This window comes from Psychrosphaera sp. F3M07 (assembly GCF_018860345.1).
Taxonomy (GTDB): Bacteria; Pseudomonadota; Gammaproteobacteria; order Enterobacterales; family Alteromonadaceae; genus Psychrosphaera; species Psychrosphaera aquimarina.
Genome location: NZ_JAHKPJ010000006.1, coordinates 85,686 through 100,675, shown reverse-complemented (window position 1 = coordinate 100,675; position 14,990 = coordinate 85,686). Strand labels below are relative to the sequence as shown.

Annotated in this window: 17 protein-coding genes; 6 read left to right on the top strand and 11 right to left on the bottom strand. The window is 37.0% G+C overall.

Annotated elements, in window-relative coordinates; genetic code table 11:
* Positions 1 to 178: 178 nt before the first annotated feature.
* Positions 179 to 805: a dUTP diphosphatase gene (locus tag KO505_RS03160; RefSeq protein WP_216054026.1), complete on the bottom strand. Its 627-nt coding sequence runs from the start codon at positions 803 to 805 to the stop codon at positions 179 to 181.
* 190 nt (positions 806 to 995) lie between these two features.
* Between KO505_RS03160 and KO505_RS03155 the strand changes: the two genes are divergently transcribed.
* The gene (locus KO505_RS03155) at positions 996 to 1,652 is read left to right on the top strand and encodes a peptidylprolyl isomerase (protein ID WP_252731619.1); all 657 of its coding nucleotides are present in this window, start codon (positions 996 to 998) and stop codon (positions 1,650 to 1,652) included.
* A 92-nt stretch (positions 1,653 to 1,744) separates the two neighbouring features.
* Here KO505_RS03155 and KO505_RS03150 read toward each other — a convergent pair whose 3' ends face one another.
* Positions 1,745 to 2,269 (bottom strand): DUF3016 domain-containing protein, encoded by a 525-nt coding sequence (locus KO505_RS03150; protein ID WP_216053994.1) that lies wholly within the window; start codon positions 2,267 to 2,269, stop codon positions 1,745 to 1,747.
* A 131-nt stretch (positions 2,270 to 2,400) separates the two neighbouring features.
* Between KO505_RS03150 and KO505_RS03145 the strand changes: the two genes are divergently transcribed.
* Genes KO505_RS03145 through KO505_RS03135 form a run of 3 tightly spaced genes read left to right on the top strand, consistent with a single transcriptional unit; the run spans position 2,401 to position 5,412 of the window.
* Positions 2,401 to 3,672, top strand: coding sequence for an MFS transporter (locus KO505_RS03145; RefSeq protein WP_216053993.1), 1,272 nt, complete (start codon positions 2,401 to 2,403; stop codon positions 3,670 to 3,672).
* A 2-nt stretch (positions 3,673 to 3,674) separates the two neighbouring features.
* Entirely contained in the window at positions 3,675 to 5,027 is a 1,353-nt protein-coding gene (locus KO505_RS03140) for a sodium:alanine symporter family protein (protein WP_216053992.1), read from the top strand.
* Positions 5,028 to 5,073: 46 nt separating this feature from the next.
* Positions 5,074 to 5,412 carry a hypothetical protein gene (locus KO505_RS03135; protein ID WP_216053991.1) on the top strand — a complete coding sequence of 113 codons (339 nt, stop codon included), beginning with the start codon at positions 5,074 to 5,076 and terminating at the stop codon, positions 5,410 to 5,412.
* 38 nt (positions 5,413 to 5,450) lie between these two features.
* Here KO505_RS03135 and KO505_RS03130 read toward each other — a convergent pair whose 3' ends face one another.
* The 8 genes from KO505_RS03130 to KO505_RS03095 all read right to left on the bottom strand — a co-directional run bounded on the left by KO505_RS03130 (position 5,451) and on the right by KO505_RS03095 (position 11,073).
* Positions 5,451 to 6,821 (bottom strand): aldehyde dehydrogenase family protein, encoded by a 1,371-nt coding sequence (locus KO505_RS03130; protein WP_216053990.1) that lies wholly within the window; start codon positions 6,819 to 6,821, stop codon positions 5,451 to 5,453.
* A 50-nt stretch (positions 6,822 to 6,871) separates the two neighbouring features.
* A complete protein-coding gene (gene mutM, locus KO505_RS03125) occupies positions 6,872 to 7,681 on the bottom strand; it encodes a bifunctional DNA-formamidopyrimidine glycosylase/DNA-(apurinic or apyrimidinic site) lyase (protein WP_216053989.1) in 810 nt (269 codons plus the stop codon).
* Between the two features lie 10 nt (positions 7,682 to 7,691).
* Complete coding sequence (locus KO505_RS03120; protein WP_216053988.1) at positions 7,692 to 8,195, bottom strand: hypothetical protein; 504 nt, start codon at positions 8,193 to 8,195, stop codon at positions 7,692 to 7,694.
* Positions 8,196 to 8,350: 155 nt separating this feature from the next.
* On the bottom strand, positions 8,351 to 8,506 hold the full coding sequence (gene rpmG, locus KO505_RS03115) for a 50S ribosomal protein L33 (RefSeq protein WP_105050859.1): 156 nt from the start codon (positions 8,504 to 8,506) through the stop codon (positions 8,351 to 8,353).
* A gap of 11 nt (positions 8,507 to 8,517) precedes the next feature.
* Positions 8,518 to 8,754, bottom strand: a complete 237-nt coding sequence (gene rpmB, locus KO505_RS03110; protein WP_215963297.1) for a 50S ribosomal protein L28 — start codon at positions 8,752 to 8,754, stop codon at positions 8,518 to 8,520.
* Between the two features lie 181 nt (positions 8,755 to 8,935).
* The gene (locus tag KO505_RS03105) at positions 8,936 to 9,541 is read right to left on the bottom strand and encodes an SDR family oxidoreductase (RefSeq protein WP_216053987.1); all 606 of its coding nucleotides are present in this window, start codon (positions 9,539 to 9,541) and stop codon (positions 8,936 to 8,938) included.
* Positions 9,542 to 9,985, bottom strand: a complete 444-nt coding sequence (locus KO505_RS03100) for an adenylyltransferase/cytidyltransferase family protein (RefSeq protein ID WP_216053986.1) — start codon at positions 9,983 to 9,985, stop codon at positions 9,542 to 9,544.
* Between the two features lie 17 nt (positions 9,986 to 10,002).
* The gene (locus tag KO505_RS03095; protein ID WP_216053985.1) at positions 10,003 to 11,073 is read right to left on the bottom strand and encodes a CDP-glycerol glycerophosphotransferase family protein; all 1,071 of its coding nucleotides are present in this window, start codon (positions 11,071 to 11,073) and stop codon (positions 10,003 to 10,005) included.
* 141 nt (positions 11,074 to 11,214) lie between these two features.
* On the opposite strand from KO505_RS03095, the gene KO505_RS03090 reads away from it, so the two are divergent.
* On the top strand, positions 11,215 to 12,237 hold the full coding sequence (locus KO505_RS03090) for a CDP-glycerol glycerophosphotransferase family protein (RefSeq protein WP_216053984.1): 1,023 nt from the start codon (positions 11,215 to 11,217) through the stop codon (positions 12,235 to 12,237).
* 14 nt (positions 12,238 to 12,251) lie between these two features.
* On the opposite strand, the gene KO505_RS03085 is transcribed toward KO505_RS03090, so the two are convergent.
* Positions 12,252 to 13,412: a capsular biosynthesis protein gene (locus tag KO505_RS03085; RefSeq protein ID WP_216053983.1), complete on the bottom strand. Its 1,161-nt coding sequence runs from the start codon at positions 13,410 to 13,412 to the stop codon at positions 12,252 to 12,254.
* 146 nt (positions 13,413 to 13,558) lie between these two features.
* On the opposite strand from KO505_RS03085, the gene KO505_RS03080 reads away from it, so the two are divergent.
* Positions 13,559 to 14,986 carry a capsule assembly Wzi family protein gene (locus tag KO505_RS03080; RefSeq protein ID WP_216053982.1) on the top strand — a complete coding sequence of 476 codons (1,428 nt, stop codon included), beginning with the start codon at positions 13,559 to 13,561 and terminating at the stop codon, positions 14,984 to 14,986.
* Positions 14,987 to 14,990: the final 4 nt, after the last annotated feature.

The following is a 14,990-nucleotide window of genomic DNA, read 5'->3' as shown; positions in this document are numbered from 1 at the left end:
TAATAATAATATGAATTTAAAAGGTGTTATGTGTGTATTATAACTCGGTGGTTTTATTGAACAATGTTTAGTTTTGTTTCTTAGCCCAAGACTAGTGTAAAAACGATTAATTACAAGCGGATGACAGTGAAACAAGAGCCTGCACACGCTTTAACACAGGCTCTTTATAATAAACGAACTAGGCAGGATAAGCTGACTTGAGACCTTGATAAACAGACTCTTTAAAATCAGGTTTAGAGGCATCAGTGGAGCGTAAAACATCCATTAATACTTCGTTATCTTCTTTGCCATTCCAGATTTTTATATATTCACCGGTTTTGTAACCATGATCTTGGCGGAAAAAGTTTAATACGTTTTTACCTACATAATGTCTAAACAGCTCATCAAAACTTAATTCTGTTTGTTCCATTAAGCCTGCAAAGGTAGTCACATCGAAATTTTTTGTTGCTAATGTATTGCTCACCATCACTTCGATGGTTTCGGCAAATGTTGCTTGCGTTAGTGGATGACTCAAACCTTTTTCAATATCGGCGGCTATTTCTGCCACATCTTGGCCTGACACCAAACGTGCACTTAAACCAAAGTGAAAAATGTCGATTAACTCTAAATGGACTTGTTCGATATCGGGTTCTTGATGTTTCCACCATTTCCAACCGTAGTGATCTAACATTTCAGCCAGTTCTACCCATATAGCTCTATGCCATGAAAAGCCTTGTTCACGCCATTGTGGGTGAACTTTAGTGTTCATGTCATCTTGCATTTGTAACATGGTTAATAATTGTTGTTGCATTATATTCACGCTCAAAAAATTGAATTTAGTCATTATGGCTCATCATAACAGAGTATTTTTTAATTTTCCGTTCAAATTAACACTACCTAAAACATTCTAAATGATTACAATTGATAACAATTAATGCGTTTGTTTTTTTGACTAAGTACGCTCCAATGTTAACTAACTTCTCGTTTGTATTATTTACTCTTTTAGGAATTGCAGTATGAAATCTTTTATTAAATCCAGTTTGGTAATTACCTTATTAACTCTACTTTCAGCTTGTTCAGATGATAACGATGCGGACGAAGTACTAAATTACCCTGTGTTAGATAATGATTCAAACGTGCCATTTGACTTATCTCGTGGAGAATATGCTTGTTATGAAATGGTGACCAGTTTAGGTAACGTAGAGTTAGCGTTAGATGAAAGATATGCACCAGCCACCAGCTTAAATTTCAAAAACTATGTTGAAACCAGTTTCTATGATGGTTTGATATTTCATCGAGTCATCCCTAACTTTATGATCCAAGGTGGTGGGCTGGAACCTGGACTCATTAAAAAATCGACTCAATTGCCAATTGAAATAGAATCAAAAAATGGACTAAAAAATTACCGAGGCCGCATTGCAATGGCTAGGACGGCAGCACCAAACTCTGCAACATCACAATTTTTTATTAATACAGTGAACAACTCATTTTTAGATTATGGTAATGCTTCAGATGGGTATGGATACACAGTATTTGGTGCCGTCATTGCAGGTATGGATGTGGTTGATGCGATAGAATCTGTGCCTACAGAAACAGTAAGTCCCTATGCTGATGTCCCTGTTACGGACGTTACCATTGATACAATAACCCCCATGGATTGCCCAGCGTCTTAACATTGTGATGATTCAAATTGATTGATCCTCATAAAAAAACGAGTCCACAATGTGCACTCGTTTTTTTATATATCAATCACTAGCTGATGAAATTAATCGCTACTCTGTTCAGGTTCTAAATCATGCTGTTCAGCTACCATCACCTGTAATGTCTTATCAAACCAATCGGTGAGAATACGTTTCTCATAAAAATATGAGTCATGACTAAGTCTGAAGCTCCCCCCTCTGTCCATGAAAAACATATCTTTTAACTTTACGGTGTCGCTTGTTATTAATTGATTACCTTTGTTGAGTTGATATTCAAACTCAATCATTGGCCAATAAGTATGTTTAACTATTCGGATCTCTCTGTGCATAGCAAAACTGTAACGAACATCACCAGCCAAATTAAGGTTTGTCACTTTGATTTTTAGCTCAACATCATCAGGTAAATCTTGTGCTAATTTGCTAAAGTGCTTTTCAAATTGATTAAACAAACTTTTCCTAAATTGTAACTTGCCAGAGTTTGAGTGACGGATATCTAAATAACTATCAGGGTCTTGCCACTCTACCGATGCAGTACCTGCATGAGTCGCACTAATAAATATAAGACAGGTAACTAATATTAATTGGCTCATAAATTTAATCATTTTATTCATACTTATTTTGTGTCGAGAATTCAAAGTATAACGCCAGTTCCAGAAATCTCACGTTAGTTTTAAATAAATGCTGAATTAATGTGGTCATTTCTATAACCTATTGGAATATCTTGAGTTGTCATATTTTAAAAGGCAAAACGTTAGTGCCAATTTTTAATACTAAATCTAATATCCATCCTAATGTATGGTTATTAATGTTCGCGCAAGCTTTGATAGGCTCTATTGGTCCTGTTATTGTATTTGTTGGTGGGTTTATCGGGTTGAAACTTGCTCCAACAAAAGTGTTAGCCACTTTACCTATCGCTTTAATGGTCGTTGGTATCGCTATATTTATGTTACCTGTGATTAAAGCTTTATCTATTGTTGGGCGTAAAAAAGGGTTTATCATTGCCATCGTATCAGGTTCCATAAACTGTTTATTTGCGGCGTACACCATTGAAGCTGGTAACTTTTGGTTATTTTGTCTTAGCATCTTGTTATTCGGCATCATGATCGCTGCGGTACAACAATTTCGTTTTGCCGCAATGGAATCAGTCCCGGATGAATTAGCCAGTAAAGCGGTTTCCATTTTATTAGTCGCGGGACTCATAGCCGCGTTTATTGGGCCAGAAGTTGCCTTTGTTGGTAAAGATTGGTTTGAAACCGAATTTGTTGGATCCTTTATTGGTGTCTCCGTTTTATTGATGTTGTCTGTTATTTTTATTGCTTTTTACAAACCGCTATCAAAGCCTAAAGATGAAATACAAGCACCTAAACGTGAACTAAAAGAGATTATTAAACAACCTGTATTTTTAGCATCGATTATCAGTGCTACCGTCGGTTTTAGTGTCATGAGCTTTATTATGACCGCGACACCGATAAGCATGCATGTCCATAGTGGATTTGATATGCAAGACACAAAGTGGGTAATTCAAAGTCACATCATCGCCATGTATTTACCTTCTTTTTTTACCGGCCGACTTATCCAACGTTTTGGCCAAGCTAATATTTTATATAGCGGTATGGTTGCTTTATTCTCTTGTATTATTATCGGCTTCGCTGGGCATCAATATGTACACTATTGGGGCGCTTTGGTATTACTGGGCATTGGTTGGAATTTTATGTTTATTACCGCCACGTCGTTATTACCAAGAAGTTATACACCATCAGAGAAATTTAAAATCCAAGGGTTAAATGACCTTGTAATGTTCACCTGCCAAGCGGTAGCATCCTTATCCGCGGGATGGGTTATAAACACACTTGGTTGGAATGCTATGCTGGTTATTTGCATTCCATTATTACTCGTTGCAGCTGTTGTTGTAACGAATTGGCGCGCTTCAGAATTGAAGATTAATTCCGCACTTTTAAACACAAAATCACAACCGAATACTTTAGAGGAATAATTATGGATTGGCTTGGTTCACTCATGTCGGCGTTTTCAAACTTTGTTTGGGGCATGCCGATGATTTTTTTATTAGTGGGTGGAGGTATATTTTTTACCATTTATTCAAGACTGGTTCCTTTTCGATATATAGGACATGGTTTATCCCTGTTAACCGGAAAACACGATAACGATTCAGAAAAAGGTCAATTGACACATGCACAAGCTTTGTCCGCCGCACTAGCCGGTACTGTTGGCATGGGCAATATATCAGGCGTTGCATTGGCGATTACCGCTGGCGGCCCTGGCGCTGTATTTTGGATGTGGTTAACCGCGTTATTAGGTGTTTCGACTAAGTTTTTTACTTGTTCACTTGGGGTTATGTTTAGAAAAACGGATGAAAATGGTGAAGTGCATGGCGGTCCTATGTTTGTGATCACCGAAGGATTAGGTCAGAAATGGAAACCACTTGCCTTATTATTTGCCTTTGCAGGTTTATGGGGAACAATACCGTCTTTTCAAGCTAATCAATTAACCGCTGCGTTACGTGAAGAATTAATTCCTAAATCTTGGTTTTCATCGCCAGACATGTTCAACATTATTGTGGCCGTTGTGATCACACTGTTAGTGGCTGGCGTCATTCTAGGTGGATTAAAACGTGTTGCATATGTGACCACCCGATTAGTACCAAGCATGGCAATTATGTACGTATTAATGACTTTAGCTGTGCTGTTTAATCACTTACCTGAACTTCCACAGTTGATTCAGTCTATTTTTGTTGAGGCTTTCCAACCTCAAGCCGTAACAGGTGGCATTCTGGGTGTACTTATCATAGGTGTTTCAAGAGGCGTATTTTCTAATGAAGCTGGGATTGGTACTGAAGTGCTTGCCCATGGAGCCGTGAAAACAGACGAACCGATTCGTGAAGGGTTAGTTGGCATGTTAGGACCAATTGTTGACACGCTTATTATGTGTACTTGTACAGCACTCGTTATTCTGGCTTCTGGCATGTGGCAAGATGTTGAAGGGGTTAAAGGCGTTGAATTAACCATGCAAGTATTTGGTCAAGAGCTTGGGGTTATTGGTCAAGTATTACTGGCGATTCAAATTTTATTTTTAGCCGCCAGCACTATGTTTACTTATTGGTACTACGGTGAGAAATGTTTTGTTTATCTGTTTGGAGAACAAAATGGTAAATATTACAAACCATTTTATTTAACTACTATCGTGATCGGTTGTTTAGTGACATTAGATGTCATCTTTAATTTTATGATGGGCATGTATGGCTTAATGGCAATACCAACTATGTTGTCGGCTATTTTATTAGCGCCTAAGGTTAAAGCCGCCGCAAAAGTCTATTTTGCTAAGCTCAACTAACCAAATATTTTATTTAAAATAATCATCGTTATCAGGCGAACGTTTTATGGCTATGAAAAAGAATACTAAATCAACACTCTACATTCTTGCGCTCTTAACCGCTGCATTGATTGCTATGTATGAGTGGAGTTCATATTTATCCAAAGACGTTTCTTATGATGATTTGCCTGAGTTTAATCAGTGCGAAAAAGTATTTGTGGGGAAAATCCCTTATGCCTGTAATCAGGGTGAATTAATTTACGTTGATGAAGATGTGGCTGATGAGTTTTGTACGGACAAAGTGTTTGTCCGTGCTAATGGCAGCGTTTACTGTGAGTACAATGGTAATCGACCAGATAGAACGAGGCCAATAAAACAATTTAATACCCGTAATGAAAAAGAATGATATTGGTGATTAATATCATTCTTATTACGACTTCTGTTTTAAAACTTAGCTAAAAACTTAAATGCTTTTTGTTTCCAACCGGAATATGGCGCGTATCGAACAGGCGCATCGGCAAAGAAGCTTTTATGCAATACCGGTTTTAAATGGCTGAACGTATCAAATCCCCACTTGCCATGATAAGACCCCATTCCTGAGTTCCCTACCCCACCAAACGGAAATTCTGAATTCACCATAAAGACAACCGTATCGTTAATACTTAATGTACCTGCGCTGGTTTCATTGGTTACTTTTTTAATCGTTAGTTCATCATTACTAAATAAATATAATGCTAATGGTTTTTCTCTGTCGTTAATAAAGTTAACGGCTTTGTCCATGGAAGCCACTTCGATGATAGGCAACAAAGGGCCAAATATTTCTTCTTGCATCACAGGACTGGTTAGCTCAGGACCAAAGATGAGCGTTGGCGCAATATACTTTTGCTCGGCATCCGTCTGTCCGCCAACAATTAATTTGTCTTCAATCCCATTTAAGTAACCGGTTATACGCTGAAAGTGGCGGTCGTTGATAATCCTTCCATAATCTGGTGACTGTTTGGGATCATGACCATATTGTTTAATTAATGACAATTGTAATGCTTTAATTAAAGGTTCACGTTGCTTCGGTGTTACTAATATATAGTCTGGTGCTATACAGGTTTGTCCTGCATTAATAAATTTGCCCCAAACGATTCTATCTGCGGTTACTTTGATATTTGTATTATCATCTACAATGCATGGGCTTTTCCCACCAAGCTCTAAAGTCACAGGGGTTAAATATTCACTAGCCGCACGCATGACTATTTTCCCAACAGCTTCACTGCCAGTGTACATTATGTGATCAAAACGTTGTTTCAATAATTCAGTGGTAGCCGCAACATCACCTTCATAAACTACAATCGCATTTGGGTCTAAATATTTAGGGACTAAGTCAGCCAATAAATTTGAGGTCGCCTGCGAAAGCTCAGAAGGTTTAAGTACAATACAATTACCTGCTGCAAGTGCGGCCACCATAGGGCTTAACACAAGTTGCAGAGGATAATTCCAAGCCCCCATAATTAACACAGTACCTAAAGGCTCAGGTGTTATTTTGCTTTTACCAGGTTGTAACAATAAAGGGGTTTTTACATTTCTTGGTTTGGCCCATTGTTTTGTTTTCTTAAGAAACAAAGCGATGTCTTTTAATACAAAGCCATATTCGGAAACATGGGATTCAAATTGGCATTTTCCTAAATCATCAAACAGCGCTTTGTAAATGGCCTTTTCATTTTCTTCCAACATTTGCTTTAACGCTAACAACTGGCCTTGGCGCCATTCTAAAGATTTAGTTTTACCACTAGCAAATGTGTGTCTTAATTGAGAAATGAATTCCATTTTAATTAACCTTAACTACGAATTTTCTGCATCGAAGATAACTTGATTTATTAATGTTGGCAACTTGGGCAATAAAATGAATTTCTTTGACCAATTTTAATTGACTTTAATATACTGTCACACGATAAACACGCTTTTCCTGCTCGGCCATAAACCAATAATTCTTGAGCAAAATATCCAGGGTTACCATCTGACTGGGTAAAGTCTTTTAAAGTCGTGCCTCCTTGTTTGATTGCCTCTGCTAACGTCTGTTTGATATGCGCAGTTAAAGCGACATATTTTTGTTTAGATATTTTCCCAGCTGGTTTTCTTGGGTCGATTCCCGCTTTAAACAAACTTTCATTAGCGTATATATTGCCAACGCCCACCACCACATGGTTATCCATAATAAAGTTTTTAACTACTGTAGATTTACCTCTGGATTTTTCGAATAACCAAGTAGAGTCAAATTCGTCCGTTAAAGGCTCTGGGCCTAATTTTGTTAACAAGGCGTGGGTAGTATTAGGTTGTTGCCATAAAAATGCCCCAAAGCGACGAGGATCGTTATATCTAAGTACTTTTCCGTTACTAAACTCGATATCAATATGATCGTGTTTTACAAGCGCTACGTCTTTATCAACAACACATAATTTACCAGACATGCCCAAATGCAAAATAGCACTGCCGGCTTGGGTATCGATAAACAAATATTTTGCTCTGCGTGACACCCCCATTACCGTTTGACCAACTAATAATTGAACCTCTTCAGGAACCGGCCAGCGCAACTGACCATTTCTAACGACAACTTGAGTGATTATTTGATTTTCAATATGTGGAGTAATACCTAAACGGCTTACTTCTACTTCTGGTAATTCAGGCATTATGGTTAACTTAATTATTTAGATTGAGTAAAACGGCAGGGATAAACAAGGCTAACTGTGATTGATCGATTATCAACCACTGCGCAATGTTATGATCAAAAATGTAAACTACACCTGCATTGTTATCGATAATAAATTCAAACACTTGGGTTTGCTGTTGGCCGATCATATCCAGGGATATTGGAAATCGACTGTTTGAGCTATTAATTGCAGGTTCATTTTCCAATATTTCTATCGGCTGTTCAGCCCAGTGTTGAATAATAGTTTCAGGACTCATTTTAGTCTGAATGTCTACTTGTGTTAACGTGCGCCACCCTGACCCAATACGTTCAAACCGTAAACCGTTAAAGTCTATATTCTGCAATAAACTTGATGATTCAATTAACGTACGTTTGATCTTGTCATTGTCGTTGGAGACAAATCGTTGATGTGTACTGTTAAACAATACAATCATAAATAGCGATGCAAAAATTAATACGTTATTCCAACCTCGTTGGGTTAACCCTGTTTTCATACTAGTCCTATCAAACTACTGGTATAACTGTGGCTTTACAATTTATAGTGATTAATTGTGCTAATCAATGTTATTGAATTTTGGACATAAAAAAACCTGACTAATAAGCCAGGTTTTTTAAACTTTTGCAAAAGTTTCAATAGAATTCAAAAAGCTTACTTAATTTTAGCTTCTTTGAAGATCACGTGTTTACGGATCTTTGGATCAAATTTTTTGATTTCCATCTTTTCAGGCATTAGCTTCTTATTTTTATCAGTAGTATAAAAATAACCAGTTCCAGCCGTTGAAACTAAACGAATTTTATCACGCATGATTTAGTTCCTTAGATTTTTTGACCAGCTGCACGCATATCTGCTAGCACTGTATCAATACCTTTTTTATCAATTATACGCATACCTTTAGTAGATAAACGTAATTTCACAAATCGCTTCTCACTTTCAACCCAAAAACGGTGTGTTTGTAGGTTAGGTAAGAAACGACGTCTAGTAGCGTTACGCGCGTGTGAACGATTGTTACCAACCGTTGGGCGCTTACCTGTTACTTGGCAAACTTTAGCCATGTCATTTACTCCAAAACAAAAATTCTGACGTCAATCTAATTAGCCCTATTGGCCAATTAATTTGTCCGGGCATTCGAAAGGGCGCAATTTATACAGAATTTGAGGGTCAAGATCAAGTTTTTGTTGTAAATAAGACGTTTTTTTACCAGTTATTTTCATTTGAGTTTGTTTTTTGTACAAACTAAGGATTTAGGGTGAATTCATTACTGCGAATAAACAAAACATCACCCCTTTGATATTTCCCTTTTATCACGTCCAAAACATGAATTGTTAAGTCCGCACAACTCATCACATTATTATTGGCAATATCGAATTTATCTCTGAATTTTGTATCTATGGCTCCAGGGCATAAACAATAAGAATCAAAGCCATCATTAGCCAAACTTAAGGCTAATGTTTTCACTCCAGCTTTAGACGCACAATACGAAGACCAATCCGCATAAGCGTTGTACGCTGCCGTTGACGATATATGTATTAACTTTGTTTTGCGATTTGATTGTAATGCAGCTTTGCTCACATAAAAACTTCCAATCAAATTGACATTAATGTCATTAACCCACGCACTGCTATCCGACTCTAAAATGCGCTTAGGGTGGATACATCCCGCATTATTGATGACCACATCAAATGGCGTTGTTTGACGTTCAAAATATGCAATGACAGATGGCTCAGATGTCACATCTAACTCGCCTCTAGTCGGCGTGTGAATATCATAAGTATCTTGGTGGTTTTGTTTAAAGCTTTGTGCCCAATCACCACCACCACCTGTGATTAATATTTTTAACATCTACACAACCTCAGGATTGATATGATCATCGGCCGTTTTCTTCAATTCAGAGTATTGTTTGGTAATTTGTTGTTTTAATTTAGAACTACTAACACCTGCACCGTAAGGAAAATAGAAAACTTGTACACCTAAGTCTCTTAAATAATCATACTTTCCACGCCAGTCATCACCTACGACAAAGATATCAATATTCAAATCTTTCACTCTTTGGGTATGCTCCAAAGAACGCTGCGGTATAACAATATGTGGATACTTTAAAGCCGAAATTATGGCCTGACGCTCTTCAAATGGCACACTAGGCGGATTTTTATAAGTACTCACCAAATCGTCAGTGCTTACACCCACAATGAGCGTACCGCCAAGCCCAGCCCCATATTCAATCATTTTTAAGTGATTGCTGTGAAATAAATCAAATGTTCCAGAAACATATACTATAGGTTTCATTTCCATAACCTCATTAATTAATTGTTTGTTAAATAATTTACGATACGATTAGCTGATTGACCATCGACTCGACCAGCGAGTTGGCTAATGACTTTAGCCCTTTGCTGTACTTTAGCGTCAGTCTCTTTTAATGAATCCACTAAGGTATCAACTAATTCAGTTGGTGACTGGATCCGCCAACCAACTTGTTCAAAATATTGTATATCTGAGTCCACGCGTTGCTTAAATCGATAACTAAATATCCCACGATAACTCCAACGTAATTTATAAAAATCACACCAAATTACAGGTTTATTTAACGCGGCAAACTCGAAAATGGCCGAAGAAGCATCGGATAACATAACATCCGCCACTCCCATAAAAGGGACGAGATTATAATCTTCTACACCACATAAATAGAGGTTATCAGCTTGTTGCCAACGTTTAAATATTTTACTGTGTTTTTTGTATTTTTTTTTAATTAAGCTAAAAAAATGAGGTTTTATAATTAGATTATATTCAGACAACATCTGCGGTAAATTTTTAGGCATGCACTCTAATGAGCTAGGGTAAAACGTCGGCGCATACAAAATTGTTTTTTTGTTTGGGTCTAAACCTAAATCACTTAAATTGACGCCGTTATTATCAGACTGAATGGCAGGATCTAATTTGGCATAACCGGTATCGATAAACTTATCATTTGGGTGCATACCTTTAAGTCTATTTAGACGATACTCTCCCTCGACAAACCTTACTGTCATTGGCTTTTTAGGCATTTCATAGTATACCGCTTTCGGCCCAATACCATGCAACATCATTGCGGTTTTACTGACACTGTGGATGACATCAATTTGCTCAACCGCATTGCCAAATATAATCCAACTCGCTTTTTGTTCTAAGTAAAACGATAACGCCTGCGACCAATCATCGGCGAGAAAACAGTCTAAATTTTCTTTATTAATTACGGATTGACAAATTTCATTTAATGATGGATCAGACGTTTTATAAAAAACAAAATAAACTTGGTGCCCTGCTTTAATCAGTTCATCCCTAACTGGTAAATATTGTGGCAAGTAGTATAAATGTAAAACATCAAAAATTATTTTCATAACCAACCAGTTAAAGGAACATATTAAAGGATAAGTACTAAATTAATTTTTGATTATAAGGATATGTAGTAAAAATTACATCAAATTGTAAAACTAATGTAATAATGCGCTAGATGGTTAATTTTACTATGGTAATGACAAATGCGAATTTTGCTTTTCATCTCACAAAACTATTCATTTGAGATCTTGCGCCCCATTCAAGAATACGCGTTAAAAAATAACGACCAAGTCATGTGGATGTTATATGGCAATAACGTTGACCAATCATACTTTTTAGCAAACGAATCCTTTACCGACAGTATTCAAGAAGTGCAAAACTTTAAGCCAGATGCCGTATTTGTTCCGGGTAATGTGGTGCCTAGTTTTATTCAAGGCTTAAAAGTGCAAGTGTTTCATGGATTTGAATGGAAGAAAAAAGGACACTTTAAAATTAGAGGTTGTTTTGACTTATATTGTACACAAGGCCCATTTTTTACTGAAAAATTTGCAAAGCTAAGTGAAAAACATCAATTTTTTGATGTGGTTGAAACCGGTTGGACAAAATTAGATAAATTATTTAACGCGGAACCTATGCCGGTTAATAACCTAGGTTTGCCTATCGTATTATACGCCCCAACCTTTTCCCCTTCGTTATCAAGCGCGGTTGAATTAAAAGATAAGATTGTGGCATTAAGCAAACAAAATAAATTTCACTGGATAGTCAAGTTCCACCCTAAGATGGACAAAAAGATCATTGAGCAATATATGCAGTTACAGCATGAGCACTTAGTGGTGTTGGAAACTTCAAACTTAAGCGGATTATTACAAACATCGAATGTCATTGTCTCTGACACATCTTCTGTCATTACCGAATTTATGCTGTTAAATAAACCAGCCATTACCTATAACAATGCCTCTCCAGAGTCAGCGTTAATAAACATAACGGAGCCAGAGCAGCTTAACGATGCATTAAATACAGCACTTAACCCCACGGCAGAACGGATGGCGTTGATAACTGCTTATCGAGAACAATACCACCCCAGTCATGATGCAAAGGCAACTCAGCGAGTATACGAGGCAGTAAAATCAAGAGTGATAAACGGAAAATTAGCACCTAAAGCACTTCCTTTTAACCTGATCAGACAAATCAAAATGCGCAAGAAATTCAATTATTGGAAGTTATAAAACTAAAAACAAAGCTAGAACGTCTCTAATCGACGCTTAACTTCATTTAAATGAGCAAAAGAGGATGCGTTAACATCTTGCCAAGCATCCGGAATTAAATACTCAGAGTTCAAATAAGTTAAGAATTGACGAACAAAGGTTTCATCTACAATAACATCATCAATATTGGCTAATAACTTGGTGAATTCTTGTTGATTGTCAGCGTGCCACACCAAGCCTTCTACATTAAAAAATGTATTGCCTAATGTGATCACTTTTTTGTTTAACAAAAGCGCTTCTATCCCTACGGTGGAATTAATCGTAACGACAGCTGTCGATCGTTCTACCAAGTCTTGGGTATTCATGTTATTCGCGAAGATAATTCGAGGATTTTTATCATGTAAATGTTTAAAGCTTCTTGGCCATGAAGGGTGCTCTTTAATAACGAAACATAAATCAGGTTTAGAATCTAATTCGATCAATGCTTGTTCCAATACTTGGTGAAATGCTTCCATTGAATCGATCCAAGGGGAGTGACAAACTATTTGAGTATCGTTGGGCACTTGAAATGGCACGAAAATAAACGATTCAGGCAAAACCACATTTTGTTCATCTAACTTTCGATTTTTATGTGGTTGTCTAACAACCAATTTTTTAGTTATCTCACTGTCATCAATATTTATATCGCGATAAAAATGCGGTTCTCGTGGCACTGAATTTAATGCATTTACCCCTTTAGCATCTAAAACGGTCGTATTTGGCAATAATCCATTCTCAAATAACATGGTTTTTTTCCCGCAAACTTTAGCTACTTGGTATGGGGTTTTATTAGGCTGCTTCATGCCATTCCATAAAATAACCGTGTCATACTCGCCGTTTAGAAATAACTTAAAGTAATAACTCGCTCTTAACTTTTCCAATAAGATATAACTAGATTTAACAACACTGAGTAATGGTTTGAACGTAACTAACCATGGATGGCGAACTATTTTTCGGCGCACATGGACATCAACTAACTCATCAAAATTCAATTTTTCTAGGTGCTTCCAATATGCGATATGGGGTAAAGATATCAATTTTAATTGATGTAGTTCAGCCGATCCTCCAATAAACGCCACTAACTTTTGGTAGTAACGATAATGTGAAGACTTCCTAGATATAAATAAAAATTTCTTTTGAATATTATTTGACTTCAAATGAGCTAATCCTGTTGCCTAAATTTTATGAAGCACCTTATCTTCAGAATGTTACAGTGATATTATCGAAAAGTTAATGAAATAGTGAATTTCAAATTTAAAGCCTTTACACTACGCCTACTTTTAGACAGCGTTAAACATCTATTGTGATAATAAAAAATTACCTAGTACTGTTATTCTTCATATCCTCATCTGCACTGGCTGGAACATCTGGTTATTTACCTTTAAAACAATCCGCAAAGCTTGAACGGAACATTGACCAATTATTATTAATGGCGAATATGACGTCATTAAAAAAACCGCTTTCTGTTAGTCAAGTTAAACAAGCACTCAATAAAGTCTGTTTTACTCGTGTTACTCCTCTTTGTACTGAAATAACAACACATATAAAAAAATACCAATCACCTGCGAGTATATTGGACGGGCGTATCGCGGTTCAATTGTCTGACCGCACAGACTCTACCTTAGCTAACCAAAGAGGGATTGAATACCAGTCTAATGTCTATGGCCATATCACTGGATATAGCCAACTAACGGAATATTTATCTTTGACTGCTGGTGCTCAACTGAATGGCAGCGATACATCATTAGAAAATACCTATATTTCCGTTGGTACTGACTGGATGCAATTAGATATTGGCACCAAACCACATTGGTTATCACCAATGGAAAACTCCGCCATGTTACTTAGTACACATGCTCCGACACTCCCAACGCTCTCCATTAGCAATTCAATACCATTAACTGACTTTGGGGTAAATTATGAACTCTTTGTCGGTGAGCTATCAAATTCTGACAATATTTATTATCAAGGTGAATACATTAGCGGGAAGCCGATTATCACTGGCTTTCATCTATCCGTCTCTCCTTGGCAAGGGTTTAGTTTAGGCGTTAATAGAATATTACAGTCTGGCGGAGGTCAACGAGGTTCTAATTCATTCAGTGATTTAATTGGTGCTTTTTTTGACCCTAGCGGTAGCGATAATACCAGCGCAGATTTATCCGTAGACGAACAATTTGGCAATCAAGCAGCTTCATTAGTCAGCCAATTTACCTTCTCAGGTGATACTCCATTTTCTTTATATTTTGAATATGCAGGAGAAGATACAAGTCGAGGTTTTAACTACAAATTAGGTAACTCAGCTTTATCTGCAGGCCTTTATATTCCGTCTTTAACAGACAATATTGGTCTTCGCGTAGAGTTATCTGAATGGCAAAATGCTTGGTATGTGCATCATGTTTACGGCGATGGTTTAACTCATCAAGGAAGTATAATAGGTCACTGGGCGGCAGAGTCTAGAAATCGTGACAATTCTTTCTCTGGTGATGGTGTTGGAGCGTATAACGCTATGGCAAAGTTATATTGGTTACAGAGCAATGGAGATGACATCACCCTTTCAGCCAATGTTACTCAAAATGAATCCTATACATCTTACGATTATCATACTAGTTATCAGGTTAAAGCTGAATGGTTTACCATCATGAATGAATATCAATGGGTCTCTTCTATTGAGTATGGTAAAGATATTTTTAACGAGTCTTATTATTCAATTTCGACCTCGATAGGCTGGTGATCTC